Origin of the sequence: Sneathiella litorea, from assembly GCF_009882915.1 — a bacterium.
Lineage (GTDB): Bacteria > Pseudomonadota > Alphaproteobacteria > Sneathiellales > Sneathiellaceae > Sneathiella > Sneathiella litorea.
In genome coordinates, this window is sequence record NZ_WTUW01000001.1 from 1,225,773 (window position 1) to 1,243,504 (window position 17,732).

15 protein-coding genes are annotated in these 17,732 nt (G+C 50.3%); 9 read left to right on the forward strand and 6 right to left on the reverse strand.

Translation table 11 applies throughout. The annotated features are described in order from the left end of the window. The first annotated feature begins 63 nt into the window (after nucleotides 1–63). Together fdhD and mobA are read left to right on the forward strand one after the other, a co-directional pair. Nucleotides 64–930, forward strand: coding sequence for a formate dehydrogenase accessory sulfurtransferase FdhD (fdhD, locus tag GQE98_RS05920; protein WP_202526103.1), 867 nt, complete (start codon nucleotides 64–66; stop codon nucleotides 928–930). Continuing rightward, the gene (gene mobA / locus GQE98_RS05925; protein WP_161314693.1) at nucleotides 927–1,544 is read left to right on the forward strand and encodes a molybdenum cofactor guanylyltransferase MobA; all 618 of its coding nucleotides are present in this window, start codon (nucleotides 927–929) and stop codon (nucleotides 1,542–1,544) included. The genes fdhD and mobA overlap by 4 nt, the downstream gene beginning before the upstream one ends. An 8-nt stretch (nucleotides 1,545–1,552) precedes the next feature. On the opposite strand, the gene GQE98_RS18390 is transcribed toward mobA, so the two are convergent. Continuing rightward, nucleotides 1,553–2,470, reverse strand: a complete 918-nt coding sequence (locus tag GQE98_RS18390) for a DMT family transporter (RefSeq protein ID WP_343044165.1) — start codon at nucleotides 2,468–2,470, stop codon at nucleotides 1,553–1,555. Nucleotides 2,471–2,577: 107 nt separating this feature from the next. Then, entirely contained in the window at nucleotides 2,578–3,504 is a 927-nt protein-coding gene (locus tag GQE98_RS05935) for a LysR family transcriptional regulator (RefSeq protein ID WP_281351256.1), read from the reverse strand. Nucleotides 3,505–3,587: 83 nt separating this feature from the next. On the opposite strand from GQE98_RS05935, the gene GQE98_RS05940 reads away from it, so the two are divergent. From GQE98_RS05940 to GQE98_RS05955, 4 genes are all read left to right on the forward strand, one after another. Beyond that, on the forward strand, nucleotides 3,588–5,081 hold the full coding sequence (locus GQE98_RS05940; protein WP_161314695.1) for a CoA-acylating methylmalonate-semialdehyde dehydrogenase: 1,494 nt from the start codon (nucleotides 3,588–3,590) through the stop codon (nucleotides 5,079–5,081). Nucleotides 5,082–5,138: 57 nt separating this feature from the next. Beyond that, a complete protein-coding gene (gene mmsB, locus GQE98_RS05945) occupies nucleotides 5,139–6,026 on the forward strand; it encodes a 3-hydroxyisobutyrate dehydrogenase (RefSeq protein ID WP_161314696.1) in 888 nt (295 codons plus the stop codon). A gap of 486 nt (nucleotides 6,027–6,512) precedes the next feature. Then, nucleotides 6,513–7,433: a DMT family transporter gene (locus GQE98_RS05950; RefSeq protein WP_202526105.1), complete on the forward strand. Its 921-nt coding sequence runs from the start codon at nucleotides 6,513–6,515 to the stop codon at nucleotides 7,431–7,433. Then, complete coding sequence (locus GQE98_RS05955; RefSeq protein WP_161314697.1) at nucleotides 7,434–8,174, forward strand: enoyl-CoA hydratase/isomerase family protein; 741 nt, start codon at nucleotides 7,434–7,436, stop codon at nucleotides 8,172–8,174. Nucleotides 8,175–8,191: 17 nt separating this feature from the next. Here GQE98_RS05955 and GQE98_RS05960 read toward each other — a convergent pair whose 3' ends face one another. The 4 genes from GQE98_RS05960 to GQE98_RS05975 are packed head-to-tail and all read right to left on the reverse strand — an operon-like array spanning nucleotide 8,192 to nucleotide 13,572. After that, nucleotides 8,192–8,905, reverse strand: a complete 714-nt coding sequence (locus tag GQE98_RS05960; RefSeq protein ID WP_161314698.1) for a type 1 glutamine amidotransferase — start codon at nucleotides 8,903–8,905, stop codon at nucleotides 8,192–8,194. 1 nt (nucleotide 8,906) lies between these two features. After that, on the reverse strand, nucleotides 8,907–11,645 hold the full coding sequence (gene fdhF / locus GQE98_RS05965; protein WP_161314699.1) for a formate dehydrogenase subunit alpha: 2,739 nt from the start codon (nucleotides 11,643–11,645) through the stop codon (nucleotides 8,907–8,909). Next, nucleotides 11,642–13,351, reverse strand: coding sequence for an NAD(P)H-dependent oxidoreductase subunit E (locus GQE98_RS05970; protein WP_161314700.1), 1,710 nt, complete (start codon nucleotides 13,349–13,351; stop codon nucleotides 11,642–11,644). The genes fdhF and GQE98_RS05970 overlap by 4 nt, the downstream gene beginning before the upstream one ends. A gap of 17 nt (nucleotides 13,352–13,368) precedes the next feature. Continuing rightward, nucleotides 13,369–13,572 (reverse strand): DUF3553 domain-containing protein, encoded by a 204-nt coding sequence (locus GQE98_RS05975; RefSeq protein ID WP_161314701.1) that lies wholly within the window; start codon nucleotides 13,570–13,572, stop codon nucleotides 13,369–13,371. A 148-nt stretch (nucleotides 13,573–13,720) separates the two neighbouring features. On the opposite strand from GQE98_RS05975, the gene GQE98_RS05980 reads away from it, so the two are divergent. From GQE98_RS05980 to GQE98_RS05990, 3 genes are all read left to right on the forward strand, one after another. Continuing rightward, nucleotides 13,721–14,332: a histidine phosphotransferase family protein gene (locus GQE98_RS05980; protein ID WP_161314702.1), complete on the forward strand. Its 612-nt coding sequence runs from the start codon at nucleotides 13,721–13,723 to the stop codon at nucleotides 14,330–14,332. A gap of 219 nt (nucleotides 14,333–14,551) precedes the next feature. Next, a complete protein-coding gene (locus GQE98_RS05985) occupies nucleotides 14,552–17,266 on the forward strand; it encodes a hybrid sensor histidine kinase/response regulator (RefSeq protein WP_161314703.1) in 2,715 nt (904 codons plus the stop codon). Beyond that, on the forward strand, nucleotides 17,263–17,718 hold the full coding sequence (locus tag GQE98_RS05990; RefSeq protein ID WP_202526106.1) for a chemotaxis protein CheW: 456 nt from the start codon (nucleotides 17,263–17,265) through the stop codon (nucleotides 17,716–17,718). Before GQE98_RS05985 ends, GQE98_RS05990 begins: the two co-directional genes overlap by 4 nt. Nucleotides 17,719–17,732: the final 14 nt, after the last annotated feature.

A 17,732-nucleotide genomic window follows, 5' to 3' on the forward strand; every position in this document is an offset into this window, starting at 1 on the left:
CTGCTAAACTTCTAATTTAACACGAATTTATTTAATAATAAATGTAAGGACATGACGGCAAACATGAAGGAATTTCTAATTGCTCCAGATCCCAAAGCGGCGAGCCTGAGCGAAAACCTGCAGGGTATTGATCAAAGTGGGGACGCAATCAGTTTGCCTGTTGTGGTTGAGAAGCCGCTAACTCTGTTCCTGAACGGTCAGGAAATTGTCACCATGATGACAATTGGCGACTATCCGGATTATCTGGCGCTGGGTTATTTGTTGAACCAGAATATGCTGCATGCAGATGACAAAGTAACGGGCATTGACTATGACGAAGACCTTGGAGTCGTCGTGGTACGTACCGAAAGGGAAACTGATTTTGAGGATAAACTGAAGAAGAAAACCCAAACATCCGGCTGTGCGCAGGGCACTGTGTTCGGTGATGTTATGGAAAAATTTGAAGATATTGTCCTTGATACCGATGCCGTCCTTAAAACATCCTGGATTTACGACCTGTCGCGAAAAATTAATCAACAACCCTCTCTTTACTTGGAAGCGGGCGCTATTCACGGCTGTGTATTGTGCGAAGGAGACCGACCCTTGATTTATATGGAGGATGTTGGCCGGCATAATGCGATCGACAAGATTGCAGGTTATATGTGGCGACATGGCATCTCGCCACGAGACAAAATTTTTTACACAACTGGGCGATTAACCTCGGAAATGGTGATCAAGACAGTTCAGATGCAATTATCAATTGTTATCTCCCGCTCAGGATTTACTGCTTGGGGGGTTGATCTCGCCCGGCAAGCCAATCTTACGCTGATTGGTCGTGCGAGAGGAAAGCGGTTTGTCTGTTTGTCTGGTGCAGAGCGACTGGTCTTCGATGCAGACCCTGCAAAAATTCCAGATGAACCTCGGAAATATCAGCGAAAGGCGGCGCAATGAAAGGCACTTCGATGGAGTTTCCATGCCTCCTATTGGCAGGCGGACAATCGCGGCGTATGGGAGGCGGCAGTAAATTTTTGCAGAAACTGGGCGGCAAGACATTGTTAACGCGCATTATCGACACTCTCCGTCCACAAGTGGGCGAAATTGTCTTGAACATGAACGTTGAAATAGCCGGCGTTGCACCGCCAGAAATTCCAGTTGTGCAGGATAGTGTTGCCGGGTTTGCAGGCCCGCTTGCGGGAATATTGACGGGTATGGAGTATTTTGGAAGAAAAGGGGGCGGTGCCACCCATATGTTGAGTGTCCCAACGGATGCGCCTTTTATTCCAGATAATCTCGTCGAACGCTTAGCGCTTGAAATTAAGGGAAATAGCGAAAAGATTGTTATGGCGAATTCTGTGGGGCGTGTGCATCCTGTGGTCGCTCTCTGGCCAATTTCTCTTGCCCGGGACTTGCGTGCGGCACTTGTTGACGAAGACCTGCGAAAAATCCTCGTCTTTGCAGATCGCTATTCGCGATGCGAGGTAATCTGGGAAGAAAGCGCAGGCGATCCGTTCTTTAATATTAACCGCCCCGAAGATCTTGCAGAAGCAGAACGCCGTCTTCTATAACGAGGCAATCAACGGCGTTTTGCAGGGATATTGATTAACGCAACACCACAAATGGCAATCACCAAGCCTAGCCCGACGATCAGTGAAAACTGTTCTCCCAAAATGACGATGCCCAGCATCACCCCGATTCCCATACGCAAATAGCTTTGGCTGGCCGTGCCAAGCGATCCCAGCGTGTTGATCAGGCGAAAGTAAAGGAGCAGGGCGAGTGCTGTCCCGAATGTTCCAAGCGTGACAACCGCCACAAGCGAAGAAGCAGATGGCGAAAGCGTCCATGGTCGATCAATAATAAGACTGGCGGGAACCAAAACCAGCGTCGCAGAAATCATGACGCCCGCGGCAGTGACAGTAGATGGAAGGGCGGCGAACCTCTTACCATAGATGGCTGCATAGCCATACAGCATGGCGCTGGCGAGAATGGCAACTTGAGCAATGACCTGTTGTCCCAGGTTTTGCAGAACGTCGACACCAATAATCATGACAACCCCGGCTAGTCCGATAAAGGCACCGGAAATTTTTCGTGCGGTTACTGTCTCATGTTTTGTTACCAGCCAAGTGAGGAAAAAGACAAATATTGGCGATGTTGAATTAAGAACAGTAGCAAGTCCGCTCTCGACATATTGCTGGCCCCAGGCGAGAAGCACCCAAGCGCCAAAACTATTGAAGAAGGACTGGATAACAAAACTTCGCCAAGTTGAAAAGTCTGTCGGTAATCGATAGCCTTGCCACCAGATAACGGTAAGAAGGACAAATGCGGCAACGGACACTCGAAGCGCAACCAAGGAGGTCGGCGGGATGGTTTCCACTCCGATACGAATGAGTAGATAGGAAGAGCCCCAAAGACTCGCCAAAAGGACGAGTAGTAAATATTCCCTTGGTCGATTGATGGTTGAAGCGGAAATGGGCTTGGCCTCTGTTATAAATATTTTGCTATGGCAGGAGCATAGATTCTAAATCTGATTTTTGTTTCGCTCCAGATCGAACTGTTATCTTAGAGTAATCGAGTTTAATATTAGGGTAGATATTTGTTAAACTAGTTCTCACCCATCAGTTTTTCGCGGCGGCGCTCGACAACATCACTCAAAAAATCACTGACAGCTCGAATTCGGGCCAGATCGTGAATGTCTTCTGGTGTATTTAGCCAGTAACTTCGCTCTATACTGATCTCATCGGGGAGAATAGAAACGAGCTCTGGGTATCCGTCGGCGGCGAAGCAATGCAGGATGCTGATGCCCCCTCCTGCAAGTGTCGCCTGAAATTGAAATACGATGCTGGAACTTTTCAGGCCGATATTCGGATTGCCAATGATGTCGCTTAGATAGAGAAGCTGTGGATCCGGCACCAGTTCTTCAATATATGAGATGAAGTTGTGCAGGTATAAATCTTCGAGATTGCGGATTGGCTTGTGGCTTTTGAGATAGTCCCGTGTTGCGTATAGGCGGAGTCGATAGTCCGTCAATTTTCGGGAAATCAGGCGGCCTGATTTCGGGCGACCAAGTGTGATGGATAAATCAGCCTCTCGTTTGGAAAGGCTGACAAATCGGTCGTTCGCGACAAATTCGAGCTCGATTTTCGGATGCAGTTTCTGGAAAGCCGGTAGTTCTTGGGCCAGAAACTGGCTGCCAAACCCTTCCGGGACGCCAAGGCGTACCGTTCCTGTAAGAGTCTGGTTCTCCCCGCCCACCGTATCCTGGATGTTCGCTGACGCGCTCTCCATCTGCTCCGCCAGCGGCAGCAATCTTTCCCCCGCCTCAGTCAGAACGAAACCGCGGGATGTCGCCTCGAATAATTTGGCGTCCAGCTTGCCTTCCAGTGCAAGAACTCGGCGACCGACCGTAGTATGGTCTACTTTAAGCGCTTTAGCCACTTCCGTCAGGCGCCCTTTACGGCTAAGCTCCAGGAAGAAACGAATGTCGTCCCAGTCAAAAATAAGAAATACCTCATGTGCGATTTTACACAGGGAATGTGCGTTCTTATCTAATTACTTTGCAATTTTACCTATGTAAAGTGGCGTGAAATAAGAGCTCATTGGGAGAAGATCAGATGACAGAACAATTGAAACATTTTATCGGCGGTCAGTATGTCGCCGGGAAATCCGGACGGTTCAGCCCGGTTTATAATCCAAGCACCGGTGAGCATAAGGCGGATGTCCCGCTTGCGACGGAAGCTGAGGTTAGCGACGCGGTTGCTGACAGTCTCGCTGCTTTCCCCGATTGGGCAAACACTTCGCCGATTACCCGCGCGCGGGTAATGTTCAAGTTCAAGCAATTGGTTGAGGAAAATATTGAGGAACTTGCCGCTCTGCTTGCCAGTGAACATGGCAAGGTCCATTCGGACGCCAAGGGCTCGATCATTCGTGGCCTTGAAGTGGTTGAGTTTGCCTGCGGCATTCCGCATCTACTAAAAGGCGAGTTTTCTGACAATGTTTCTTCTGGCATTGATATGTATTCCATGCGCAAGCCACTCGGTGTTGTTGCAGGTATTACACCTTTTAACTTTCCGGCCATGGTACCGATGTGGATGTTTGCCGTTGCGATTGCTTGCGGAAATACATTCATTCTGAAGCCATCGGAGAAAGACCCCTCCTTGCCAATGCGCCTGGGTGAGTTGATGCTGCAGGCAGGTGCCCCAAAGGGCGTTCTCAATGTTATAAATGGCGACAAGCTTTCTGTGGATACGCTTCTTGATGATCCTCGGGTTAAGGCGATAAGTTTTGTTGGCTCAACGCCGATCGCGAAATATGTCTATTCACGTGCTGCTGCTGCCGGTAAGCGGGTGCAGGCCATGGGCGGGGCCAAGAACCATATGCTGGTTATGCCAGACGCCGACATGGACAAGGCCGTGGACGCCTTGATTGGCGCAGGCTACGGTTCCGCCGGGGAGCGGTGCATGGCGATCTCAGTTGCCGTTGCCGTTGGTGATGCAGGCGATGAACTCGTCGAGAAACTCGCGCCGAAAGTGCGTAACCTTAAAGTTGGTCCGAGTGCGGCCGATGGGGACATGGGACCCTTGGTCACGAAAGAGCACCTTGAAAAAGTAAAAGGCTATGTAGATCTCGGAATTGAAGAAGGAGCGGATCTGGTGGTCGATGGCCGCGATCTCTCACTTCAGGGCTACGAAAACGGTTTTTATATGGGCGGCTGTCTTTTTGACAATGTCCAGACTGATATGCGCATCTACAAGGAAGAAATTTTCGGCCCGGTACTTTCTGTTGTGCGCGCTCCAACCTTTAATGAAGCCATCGAGATGGTCGATAAGCATGAGTTTGGAAATGGCACGTCGATCTTCACACGTAACGGAGACGTGGCGCGCGCCTTTTCCAATAATGTTGAAATCGGCATGGTTGGCGTGAATGTCCCAATTCCTGTTCCGCTGGCATTCCATAGCTTCGGTGGCTGGAAAAATTCAGCGTTTGGTGATCATAATCAGCATGGTCCTGAAGGCGTCAGGTTCTACACGAAGGTAAAGACAGTGACCTCGCGGTGGCCGGATAGCATCAAGGCAGGTGCTGAATTCATCATGCCGACACATAAATAAAATAAGAATAAACTGCAGGGCCTTCGGGCCCTGCGCAAACAAAACGGGGATGGTATCATGGCCAGAATAGGTTTCGTGGGTGTTGGTAATATGGGCGGGCCGATGGCCTTGAACCTGTTAAAAGCCGGTCACTCAGTAAAAGTTTTTGATCTGTCGAAAGAGGCAGTTGCCGCATGTGTGAAGGAAGGTGCGGAAGCTGCGGAAAGTGCTGCTGCTGCCGCAAGCGGTGTTGGCATTGTTGTCAGCATGTTGCCCAAGGGCGATCATGTACGTGCGGTTTACCTTGGCGACGGTGGTCTTCTTGATGCGGCTGACCAGGGTACACTTTTTATAGATTGTTCGACCATTGACGTCGCCACCGCCAGAGATGTTGAAAAGGATGCGACAAAAAAAGGTATGATGATGGTTGACGCGCCAGTGAGTGGCGGTGTTGGCGGCGCGGCAGCAGGGACGTTGACCTTCATGGTTGGTGGCAGCAAAGGGGCATTTGAAGCTGCAAAACCTATATTGGAGGCAATGGGCCAGAATATCGTGCATACTGGCGGCCCGGGGAACGGGCAGGCGGCCAAGATCTGCAATAACATGATCCTCGGTATATCCATGGTTGGCGTCTGTGAAGCCTTCGTGTTGGCGGAAAAGCTAGGCCTGGAGCACCAGACTATGTTTGATATTGTCTCCACGGCATCGGGTCAATGCTGGTCGCTTACAAGCTATTGTCCGGTTCCTGGTCCGGTCCCGGCGAGTCCGGCAAACAATGAGTATAAGCCTGGATTTTCAGCAGAAAACATGTTGAAAGATCTGCATCTCAGTCAGGAAGCGGCGGAAGGCTTTGGCGCCTCGACAGCGCTCGGCAAGATGGCAATGGAATTATATGAGAACTATGTTTCGGGCGAAGGAAAATCTGCGGACTTCTCTGGCATTGTCAATATGATCCGGAAATCGTGACGGGTGGGTTGGCTTAAATTTCGAGTCTCATGTTTTTGCGAGGATGCGTCAGTGCAGGCGATTGCGGAGGCATAACGGGCCTATGGCGAGGATGGAATAAAAGCGAAACTCCAAAAATTCCACGGAATGAGTACAGAAAGCGCCTTTCGCCGCTGAAATGATACCTGGCTTGACCCGGCATTTATGGCATGGACCCTTGAGAACTATTTATCGCATATAAAGGTTCCTGTTCTTGCGATCCAATGCCGGGAAATCCATTCGGCACCCTTGCCCAGATTGATGCGATCAATACCGCAATACAGGGACCTGTTGAGAAGCGAATTCTAGAAAACTGTGGACACAATCCCTGGCAAAAGGATTCCGCGAAAATGCATTTATATTCCACTGAATTTATATCCGAGCAGCTATCCTGGAGATCACCCTAATTTTCACGGTGTTTGTTGAATATCGCTTGCGGTTTGCAACCATTTGATTGACTAATTAGGTATGACTATACCTATCTCAGATAATATGCGCGGTGCGGCGTTCATGTCTATCACCATGGCCGCCTACGTTGCTAACGACACGGTAATGAAGCTGTTGTCTGACCATCTCAATCTCTATCAAGCGATGTTTTTGCGTGGCATATTCACAACCATGTTGATCGGCGGACTTTGCCTGTTCAAAGGGGTGTTGATTTATCGAATCCCAAAAGGAGACCGTTTAACAATTTCCCTTCGTCTTGTGGGTGAAGTCGGCGGGACGGTATTTTACCTGACCGCGTTATTTCATATGCCGATCGCAAATGCTTCAGCAATTTTGCAGGCACTACCGCTCGCCGTGACGCTTGCCGGAGCCATTTTCCTATCCGAAACGGTGGGCTGGCGCCGTTATCTGGCTATTATTTCGGGATTTCTTGGCGTCCTGATGATCGTCCGGCCTGGGTCCGATGGGTTTAATGAATACTCAATGTTCGCTGTCGTTGCCGTATTGTTTATTGTTCTGCGGGATATTTCAACGCGCCGTTTGTCTGTGGGGGTTCCATCTTTGTTTATATCTCTCTTGACCTCTGTTGCGGTTATGTCCGTCGGAGCGTTGCTGTCATTGACCGAAGAGTGGCGACCGGTGAGTTTTGGAGAGCTTAGCCTGCTAGCAGTGGCGGCCCTTTTTATCATCTTTGGCTATCTTTTTAGTGTTATGGCAATGCGCATAGGCGATATCAGTTTTTCCTCCCCATTTCGCTATACCATCCTGATTTGGGCAATCATTATTGGTATCGTTGTTTTTGGCGATATTCCAGACAATTGGACAATTATGGGCAGCCTCATTATCGTAGGAAGTGGCGTATATACTTTTTACCGCGAACGGTATGTGTATGCGAAGGATTATGGGTTTGACGATAACGGTACTTCAAAAAGGATAAAATAAATGGTAGCGCTGGTCACACGAAAAGATATCGATGGTATCGCTATAATTAGCCTGAACCGACCAGATGCGCTGAATGCTCTGAGCCCGTCACTGTTTGTGGAACTCCATGACCATGTGGCGGCTTTATCTGAAGAGACGGAAAATATTGGCTGTGTAATTTTGCGCGGGGAGGGCCGGTCTTTTTCCGCTGGCAATGATCTCAAGGCGATGCAGGCCGGTGAAAAAGCGCCTCATCCCTTTTTCCAAGCCGAAACTGTTGAAATGATTGAAGACCTCCCGCAGCCTGTCATTGCTGAAGTGCAAGGTCATTGTTATACCGGCGCACTGGAGTTGGTTCTTGCCTGTGATTTGATGATCTGCGGCGAGAGTGCACGGTTCGCTGACACCCATGGTAAATGGGGCCTCACTCCGCTCTGGGGGATGAGCCAGCGGCTCCCTCGTCGGGTAGGGGGGCTGTGTGCGAAGGAGATGATGTACACGGGGCGGGTCGTCAATGGCGCTGAAGCGTTTGAAATCGGGTTGGTCAATAAATGCGTAGTCGACTCAAAGCTTTCCGAAGAGACCTTGCAAATGGCGCGCGCCATAGTCGATAACTCCTGGCATACAGTTCGCGCTGATAAAATGCTGGTAACCAAGGGACAGGATTACGGATTGAAAGATGGGCTTGCATTCGAACGCGAAAATAGTCCGGGACGGGCCACCGGCAAAGAAGAGCGATTGTCCACCTTCAAGAAAGGTTGAGTCCTCGCCAGAATTCACTAAATCCGTCTTTCTCCTTTAAGGATTTCAGCTATCCACTGGCCATATTGCTGCTGATCATTAGATTCTGCGAGGGAGGCAAGACTATCATCTGCAAAGTCAGGGTCTAATTGGACCCCTCGCCGCTGATTGATCAAATCCACTAAGAAGGGCAGCGTATGTTCAGGATGGGGTTGAAGCGAAAAGCAGCTGGGTGAATATTTAAGTCCGGCAAACTGACAAAAATCGGACGTGAGAATGAGCTCTGCATTCTCTGGTGCCTGGACCACCTGGTCCTGATGAAAGGAGAGGAGGCGTGCCTCTCTATTGTTGAGGACATCTGAATAAATCGTGCGCCCGACACTCCATCCGCCTGCAAATTTTTCAACCCTTCCTCCCATTGCCTGCGCCATTAGTTGGTGGCCAAAACAAATACCTACAGTCGGCTGACCGCTAGCAATCAGTTTGCGAATGAAGGCCTCCAATGGTTTTACCCAGTTAAAATCCTCATACACCCCATGCTTAGATCCGGTGATGACCCATGCATCGCATTCCAATGGATGTTTCGGAAGCTGCATATCGATTGCTGCGTAGGTAACAAAATCAAAGGGCTCGTCTTCGAACAATTCTTTGAACATGTCGGGATACTCACCATACTTGACGCCGAGCGACCCACCAATACGCCCCGTTTGGATAATTCCAACCGTTGTTTTCTTCTCCAAATCAAGGGACATCTCAGGCTGACTTCCTTTCAACATTTACTGCACAGAATTTAACTTCAGCGATTTTACCAAAAGGGTCAAGTGCATCATTAGTCAGGAGGTTGACGGCTGCTTCTGCATAGCAAAAAGGAATAAAAATCATACCGTTCTGGACCGCGCCATCGACACGAACCCGAATATCTATCTCTCCGCGACGCGAACGAATGGTCACCAGATCTCCGGGTGCAGCGTCCAGCTGCTCCATCATTGCCGGGGGCATATGAACGATTGGCTCCGGCTCTACCGCATCCAGAACACTTGCTCGGCGGGTCATCGAACCAGTATGCCAATGCTCCAGCAGGCGGCCGGTGGTCAGAACAATGGGGAAATTTTTATCGGGGATTTCATCCGGAGAAATCAAGCTCGCGGGCACAAATTTTCCGAGGCCGTTCGCCGTCGGAAAATCCTCGGTAAATATAAGCGGCTGTCCCGGATCTTCCGGGCTTTCGCAAGGGTAAATAACAGAATCGGCAGCCTCAAGCCGTTCCCAGCTGATACCTTTAATGCTATCCATTGTCTGAGTCATTTCGGCGAACACGTCTTTCGGGTGATCGTAATGCCAATCCAGCCCAAGGCGTCTGGCTATTTCCTGGATAATCCAGAGATCCTGACGCGCATCGCCGGGAAGGGGCACGGCTGCGCGGCCAATCTGGACCTGACGGTTGGTGTTGGTAACAGTTCCATCTTTCTCGGGCCAAGCCGAGGCCGGGAGAATGACATCGGCATAGGCCGCCGTCTCTGTCACAAATAGATCCTGCACCACAAGGTGATCCAGCATGGCAAGGGCTTGCCGAGCGTGACTTACGTTCGGGTCTGACATCGCGGGGTTCTCCCCCATGATATACATGGCATTGATTTCGCCCCGATGGACAGCCTCCGTGATTTCAACCACTGTGAGGCCTTTCTTGGGATCAAGCTCTGCACCCCAGAAGCGCTCGAATTTTTCGCGTATAGCGGGGTCTTCAACCGATTGATAATCTGGCAGGAACATTGGGATAAGCGCTACATCCGAGGCGCCTTGAACATTATTCTGACCACGCAAGGGATGCAGTCCGGTTCCGGGACGACCTACCTGACCCGTCATCAGAGCGAGACTGATCAGGCAACGGGAATTATCTGTTCCATGGACATGCTGGCTAATCCCCATTCCCCAGAATATAATTGCCGCCTTGGCCTTGGCAAACTCCCGCGCAACCTCCCGGATCAGATCCGGTGAGATTCCGGTCACAGGCTCCATGGCTTCCGGGCTGAACTCCTCCAGATGGACTTTCAGCTCTTCAAAATTCTCAGTGTGGTTTTTTATGTAGTCCTTGTCTGTTAGGTCTTCCTTCACGATGACATGCATCATCGAATTAAGCAGCGCCACGTCTGTCCCCGGTTTTTCCTGCAACATATATTTAGCATGGCGGGAAAGCGACTGACCGCGTGGATCGATAATAATCAGCTTCGCGCCCTTCTTGGCTGCGTTCTTGAAGAAAGTAGCGGCGACTGGATGGTTGATGGTCGGGTTTGATCCGATCACCATAATCACATCGGCATTTTCCGCCTCATTAAATGGGGCTGACACGGCACCGGACCCAACGGTTTCCAGCAGTGCTGCCACGGAAGAGGCGTGACAAAGGCGCGTGCAGTGATCAACATTATTGGTGCCAAAGCCAATACGAACCAGCTTCTGAAAAAGATAGGCTTCTTCATTCGATCCTTTGGCTGAACCGAATCCGGCGAGCGCGCCGCCGCCTTTTTCATCCCGCACCTTCCGAAGGCCACTAGCGGCGAAATCAAGTGCCTCTTCCCAGCTTGCTTCACGGAAATGGGTATAAGGGTTAGCGGGGTCGAGGGTGGCAACATCCTCTTTCGCGACACCTTCTTTGCGAATTAGTGGAACAGTCAGACGTTCCGGGTTATGGATATAGTCAAATCCGAAGCGTCCCTTGATACAGAGCCGTTCCTCATTGGCGGGGCCGTTGCGGCCATCGGCATAGAGGATCTTGTCATCCCGAACCTTGAAGGTCAGCTGACAGCCTACCCCACAGAAGGGGCAGACGCTGTTTACCTCACGATCTATGTGATCGTCATGCAGGATAGATTTTTCCAGTAATGCGCCTGTGGGGCAAGCCTGCACGCATTCTCCGCAGCCGACGCAAGTGCTCTCTCCCATGGGGTCGTCAAAATCAAAGACAATCTTTGAATGTACTCCGCGTCCTGCCATGCCGATGACGTCGTTTACCTGAACATCACGGCAAGCCCGGACGCAGAGGTTGCAATTGATGCAGGCATCGAGATTTACGGCCATCGCCGGATGGGACAAATCCTCTGTCGGCATTTCTCGCGGGGCAAAGCGGCTGGTTGTAATATCCTGCTGGTCTGCCATTTGCCAGAAATGGCTGCCGTCGTCATAGGCAGTTTCGCGATCTGGCTGATCGGCAATGAGAAGCTCCATAACCATCTTGCGGGATTTCTCTGCGCGTTCTGTCGCGGTGTGAACTTTCATTCCGTTAGTTGGTTTGCGGATGCAGCTTGCGGCTAAAACTCTCTCTCCCTCGACCTCCACCATGCAGGCGCGGCAATTTCCATCCGCTTCAAAGCCGATACGGTCCGCATGACAAAGATGCGGGATTGTTTTGCCCTGCTGCTTGGCAACATCCCAGATGGATTGACCGGCTTTTGCGGTTACCTGTTTGCCATCCAGTTCAAAGGTGACTGTCTCGCTCATTTGACCGCCTCCGGAAAATGCTTGAGGATCGACATCAGACCGTTGGGAGCTGCCTGCCCGAGCCCGCAAATGGAGGCATCACGCATGACCGCGCTAAGCTCGGTCAGAAGATCGCTATCCCAATGTTCGGCCTCCATTATTTTGAGCGCTTTCTCTGTACCGGCGCGACACGGGGTGCATTGCCCGCAGCTTTCATCCTCGAAAAAGCGCATCAGGTTGCGTGCCACCATCTTCAGGTCATCCTTGTCCGAAATGACGATAACGGCGGCAGAGCCAATAAAACATCCGTATTTTTCCAGCGTTCCGAAATCGAGCGGGATGTCCGCCATGCTTGCCGGAAGAAGGCCACCGGATGCGCCACCGGGAAGATAGGCGCGAAATTCATGGCCATCCTCCATGCCGCCGCCATATTCCTCAATCAGTTCTTTCACCGTGATACCAGCAGGGGTGATATAGACACCCGGCTTTTTCACATGACCGGATAGGGAGAAACTGCGGAATCCTTTGCCGCCATGTCGTCCACCTTCCTTAAACCAGTCCGGCCCTTTTCGAATTATGTCGGGCAGCCAATAGAGTGTTTCCACATTATTGATAAGGGTTGGCCGACCAAACAATCCGACATGGGCCGGGAAGGGCGGTTTATGACGGGGCAGGGCGCGCTTTCCCTCGATACTTTCCAGCATAGCGCTTTCTTCCCCGCATATATAGGCACCGGCGCCTCGCCGCAGAATAATCTCCCGCCCGCTATCAAGTTGTTCAGCTTTCAGCTTGTTGATACATTCCGAAAGTATCCGGGCTGTCTCCGGATATTCATCACGCAGAAAGATATATATCTTTTCCGCGTCAACGATCTCCGCACCGATCAGCATGCCCTCTATAAACTGATATGGGTTCTTATTGAGAAAATACCGGTCCTTGAAAGTCCCGGGTTCGCTTTCATCGGCATTGACGGCCATGTAACGCGGGCCCGGAACGGACAACACGGAGTTAAGCTTTAACGCATGCGGGAAGCCTGCCCCACCAAGGCCGCGATGACCACTTTCGTTTAATGCTTCGATGATGGTGTCTGCCAGCAAGTCCCCGCGGCGCAATTCTCCATGAGAAGTAAATCCCCCCGTAGCAATATACTCCTCAAATGAAGTATAGGCGGGGACTGGAAGCGGATTATTTCTCTTTTCCGCCTCTACCTGTTTTTCGACATCTTCAAGTGTTGCATGTCCGACGTAGCGATCCTTTAAGCGTGCAACGGGAGCAATTTCACAACGCCCCATGCAGGCGCCATGGGTGATATGAATATTGCTGCCGTATTTTTCAGCGAGCTTCCTCTTCAGTTCCATCGATCCGGCCATCTCGCATGAGAGGCTGTCGCAGACTTTGATGGTGAGAGCGGCAGGTTTTGCGTCACCTTCCTTCACGACCGTAAAATTATGATAAAAGGTTGCGACTTCGTAGACTTCAGCCAGAGCAAGACGCATTTCCTCTGCCAGCGCGGCTAAATGATCCGCAGAAAGGTGGCCATAGTTATCCTGAATCAAATGCAGATGTTCGAGGAGCAGGTCGGACTGACGCGAGCGATCTCCGAGTAGGGCGGAGATCTCACGGGCGGCAGATGGATTGACTTGTCGCCCCTTCTTCTGATAGCGGGCTTTTCGTCCTCCCTTGCCCGGAGCTTTTGGAACTGCAAATAATGTTTTCCCTGCTGTCAATTCAAGTTCCTCCGGTCCTATCTTGTGCGATTTTGCTCTTTATGCGCTTCTTCCGCGCTAAGCACAATAAGTTCAACCATACCAACAATGATCAACTGCTTTCCGGCATTCTCGAAATTAACTGTGACACGATCCGCAACCGATGATTGCACTTGCCCAATCCCCCAGTTGGGTTCCTGCGGGTGGCGAACATATTGGCCGGGCGAAAACTGAGCGAGCATGATTTTTCTCTTAACATGGTAGATAAGATTGTTGCATATTCACTCTAACAAATTGTCGTGCAGACGACAAAGCTTGTTCCATTTTTTTAGAGTTCCGCGGACTGCGGATTTTGGAGATCCTATGATTGATTTGAAACTTGCCTCGCTAATGAGCTCCAAACTCTGCCATGATATCATCGGTCCTATTGGTGCTGTATGCAATGGGATAGAGCTTGTCAGCGATGACGGCAACGAAGATATGAGGACCGAGGCGCTTAAACTTATTAGTGAAAGCGCCGGGGAAGCGTCTGCGCGGCTTCAGTTTTACCGGCTTGCGTTTGGTCTTGCAGGAGGTATGGGACAAGAACTTTCATTGCGTGATGCACGTAGTCTTAGCCGTGACCTAATGGCGTACGGCAAGGTAAATCTGGACTGGCCTGACAGCGAAGGCGGCGTGGAGATGCTGCCAAAAGATGTCATCAAGATCTTATGTAATCTGTTGGTTATCACGGCGGGTGCCTTACCTCGCGGTGGTGAAGTGCGCGTAACCGGTAGTGTGACCGGTGAGGATTGGTCGTTTTCATTTAAAGGAGTAGGAACGCGTGTTGTATTGCGTGAAGACGTCACTCATGTTCTTCAGAACGGATATAATGAAAATGAGCTTACGGCGCAAAATGTTGGTGTCCAGTACCTAATGGCACTTTGCGAGAATGCTAGTGCGGCGTTGGAGATTCTTGAAGTGGAAGATGACCTTGTCGCACTTGCTGTTCACTCAACTTGACGCGCCGTACCGGATACTTTTGCGTCTTTTCCCCATGGGTAGATCTCTAAAATGGAGAACACCTGCTTGTATTTAGAGGCTATTTTATAGGCCAATAATACCAATTATCGGGTCAATCCGTAACTGCTTGTTAACCTCTATCCTGCATTCTATATCTGAAATTTTCTGGGCATTTAATGCTCTGAAAAGAAAGTAAAGATGCGGAAAGTGCGCAGGCGAATGGATGATCTTCTGAGTGAGTTTCTTACGGAAACCAACGAAAGCATTGGTATCGTTGACGCTTCTCTTGTCGTTCTGGAACAGGATCCGAGCGACGAAAGCCATATCGACGGTATTTTTCGCCTTGTTCATACCATCAAAGGAACCTGCGGTTTTCTTGCTCTGCCTAGACTTGAGGCGGTTGCGCATGCCGGCGAAAATGTTCTTGGAAAAATTCGCGATAAAGAAATTACCGTTACCAGTGACGTTGTGACCCTCATTCTGGAAGCAATAGATGCCATCAAGGGAATACTGGCTGCAATCGAGGAAACGGAAAAAGAACCAGCTGGGGATGATGCGGATCTGATTGCTCGTTTGAATGACCTTGCGTTTGGAGAGACAGCATTCGAAGCTGCTTTGGCCACTCAAACTGGAAAAGAGCCGTCTTTGGGAATTGTTTCCGAAGAAGATCTGGAAGCTGCTTTTCGGGCCGCGGAAGGTCCGAACGCAGGCTCCGCAGATAAAAAAATTCGCCCTGGAGAAGTTTCTCTTGAAGAACTGGAGGCCGCCTTTCAGGCAGCCGAAGGGCCTGATGATACCCCTGAACCGACGGCCGAAAAGAAACCTGTCGCCGAGAAAGTCACGAAGGAATCAAGCATCGCCAATCAGAGCATTCGCGTGAATGTACAGATGCTCGAAAACCTCATGACAATGGTAAGTGAACTCGTCCTGACACGGAACCAGCTCCTTCAGATGGTTCGCGGAATGGGCGATAGTGAATTTACTGTTCCTTTGCAACGTCTCAGCCATGTAACGACGGAGTTGCAGGAAGGACTGATGAAGGCGCGGATGCAGCCGATCGGCAACGCCTGGTCAAAGCTGCCACGAATTGTCCGTGACCTCAGTCATGATCTTGGCAAGAAAATAGAATTGGTTATGCATGGGTCCGAGACTGAGCTTGATCGTCAGGTCCTCGAACTGATTAAGGACCCGCTGACCCATATGGTGCGAAATTCAGCCGACCATGGGCTTGAAACGCCAGAGGATCGTGTCGCGGCCGGCAAACCGGAGACAGGCAAGATTATACTCGAGGCTTTTCACGAAGGTGGGCACATCATCATCAAGATTACCGATGATGGGCGCGGTTTGAATGGCGCCAAAATCAAGAAAAAGGTTATTGAAAATGGTTTGGCAAGCGAGGCCGAACTGGAAGACATGGGCAAGCAGCAGATCCATAATTTCATTATGCGCGCGGGCTTTTCAACGGCCGAGAAGGTAACCAATGTCTCGGGTCGGGGCGTCGGTATGGATGTCGTTCGATCCAATATCGAGAAGATTGGTGGAACGATTGCCTTAACCTCCGAAGAAGGGGAAGGGTCGACTTTTACGATCAAAATTCCCCTTACCCTTGCTATCGTTTCGGCGCTGATTGTGGAATGTGGCGGTGAAAGATTTGCCATACCTCAGACCAGTGTACTTGAACTTGTCAGGACATCTGCCGAGGGCAACTGCAACCATTTCATCGAAATGATAAACGAGGCGGCGGTCCTCCGTCTGCGTGATCAATTATTGCCACTCGTTCACCTGAATGAAATCCTGCGCCTTGAAACGGCTGCGGATGAAATTGCTGACCAAAGTAATGTTAAAGGTGCCGAGGAGTTTATCATTGTTATTCAGGTCGCAAGCTTTGTATTTGGCATTGTCGTCGACCGTGTCTTTGATACTGAGGAAATTGTCGTTAAACCGATTGCGCCAATTCTGAAAAATCTCGCCCTCTTTTCAGGGAATACAATTCTCGGGGATGGCAGCGTAATTATGATCCTTGATCCGAATGGTATAGCTGCAATGTCTGGCGATGCCGTTGTCGGGTCGGGCAGTTCCATAAAAGAGGAAACAACCCAGGCGGAGGTAAAGGAGGAGAAGGTCGCTCTTCTTCTCTTCCGGGCGGGCGGAAAAAATCCGAAGGCTGTTCCTCTATCCCTGGTCGCGCGTCTTGAGGAAATTGACGTAGACACCATCGAGGTCGCTAACGGCAGAAAAGTTGTGCAGTACCGCGGAAAGTTAATGCCGCTGATGACAATTGACGAGGACACCAAGATCAATGAACAAGGCCGACAGGCCGTCCTTGTCTTCAGCGATCAAGACCATACGATGGGGTTGGTTGTCGATGAGATTATCGATATCGTTGAAGATTACCTTGATATCGAAATAATTTCCGAAGGTGACGGTTACGTTGGCAGCGCCATTATTCGGGACAAGACAACGGATATTATTGACGTAGGTTATTGCCTGCAGAAATGCTTTGGTAATAGTTTCAGCGGATCGGACGTACGACCCTTCGATCCCGTCAGCGAGAAACAGAAAGTCCTGCTGGTCGATGATAGCCCCTTTTTCCGAAATATGCTCGTGCCGCTTCTCAAAAGCGCTGGTTATGATGTCTCAACAGCTGAAAATGGGCTTGATGCTCTCAAGAAACGGGACATAGGCGAGCATTTCGACATCATCATCAGCGATATTGAAATGCCTGAGATGGATGGCTTCAAGTTCGCTGAAGAAATTCGGGGAGACGACAGATGGCATGAGACGCCAATCGTCGCGTTGTCCTCCCATACCACACAAGGAGATTTTGATCGTGGTCGCGCCGTCGGGTTTTCAGATTATGTCGCAAAATTCGACAGAGACTCATTGATATCCACGCTCTCGCAAACCCTCAAAGAATGTGGGAGTGCAAAATGACCGTCAGCAATATGCAAGACTATGTAACGATTATAGTCGCGGATCAACTCTTCGGCATTCCGGTACTCGAAGTGCATGATGTTCTTCGCGGTCTTAAACTAACGAAAGTACCTCTGGCACCAGTTGAAGTTGCCGGCGTTCTCAATCTGCGCGGCCGTATTGTAACCGCCATTGATCTTCGCAAGCGGCTTCGCCTGCCGCAGCTAGAGAATTATGAAAATGGCCTGAGTATTGTCGTCGAACATAACGGCGAACCCTATAGCTTGATGATCGATGATGTCGGCGAGGTGCTCAGCCTGGATAAGAATGAATTACAACCTACACCAGTCACGTTGAATGCCTGCTGGAAAGATATTTCTGGGGGGATTTACCGCCTGGAAAATGAGCTGCTCGTTATTTTGCAAATTGAGCGGCTTCTGGACATTACAGCCAATTCGACCATCGCAGCTTGATATAGAACGGAGAA

Bases quoted from the DNA above. Each gene is read 5' to 3' on its own strand.
- GQE98_RS05975 (WP_161314701.1), bottom strand. From the start codon at position 13,572: ATGCTCGCTCAGTTTTCGCCCGGCCAATATGTTCGCCACCCGCAGGAA.
- fdhD (WP_202526103.1), top strand. From the start codon at position 64: ATGAAGGAATTTCTAATTGCTCCAGATCCCAAAGCGGCGAGCCTGAGC.
- GQE98_RS05940 (WP_161314695.1), top strand. From the start codon at position 3,588: ATGACAGAACAATTGAAACATTTTATCGGCGGTCAGTATGTCGCCGGG.
- GQE98_RS05955 (WP_161314697.1), top strand. From the start codon at position 7,434: ATGGTAGCGCTGGTCACACGAAAAGATATCGATGGTATCGCTATAATT.
- GQE98_RS05960 (WP_161314698.1), bottom strand. From the start codon at position 8,905: ATGTCCCTTGATTTGGAGAAGAAAACAACGGTTGGAATTATCCAAACG.
- mmsB (WP_161314696.1), top strand. From the start codon at position 5,139: ATGGCCAGAATAGGTTTCGTGGGTGTTGGTAATATGGGCGGGCCGATG.
- GQE98_RS05990 (WP_202526106.1), top strand. From the start codon at position 17,263: ATGACCGTCAGCAATATGCAAGACTATGTAACGATTATAGTCGCGGAT.
- mobA (WP_161314693.1), top strand. From the start codon at position 927: ATGAAAGGCACTTCGATGGAGTTTCCATGCCTCCTATTGGCAGGCGGA.
- GQE98_RS05985 (WP_161314703.1), top strand. From the start codon at position 14,552: ATGGATGATCTTCTGAGTGAGTTTCTTACGGAAACCAACGAAAGCATT.
- GQE98_RS05950 (WP_202526105.1), top strand. From the start codon at position 6,513: ATGACTATACCTATCTCAGATAATATGCGCGGTGCGGCGTTCATGTCT.
- GQE98_RS05980 (WP_161314702.1), top strand. From the start codon at position 13,721: ATGAGCTCCAAACTCTGCCATGATATCATCGGTCCTATTGGTGCTGTA.
- fdhF (WP_161314699.1), bottom strand. From the start codon at position 11,645: ATGAGCGAGACAGTCACCTTTGAACTGGATGGCAAACAGGTAACCGCA.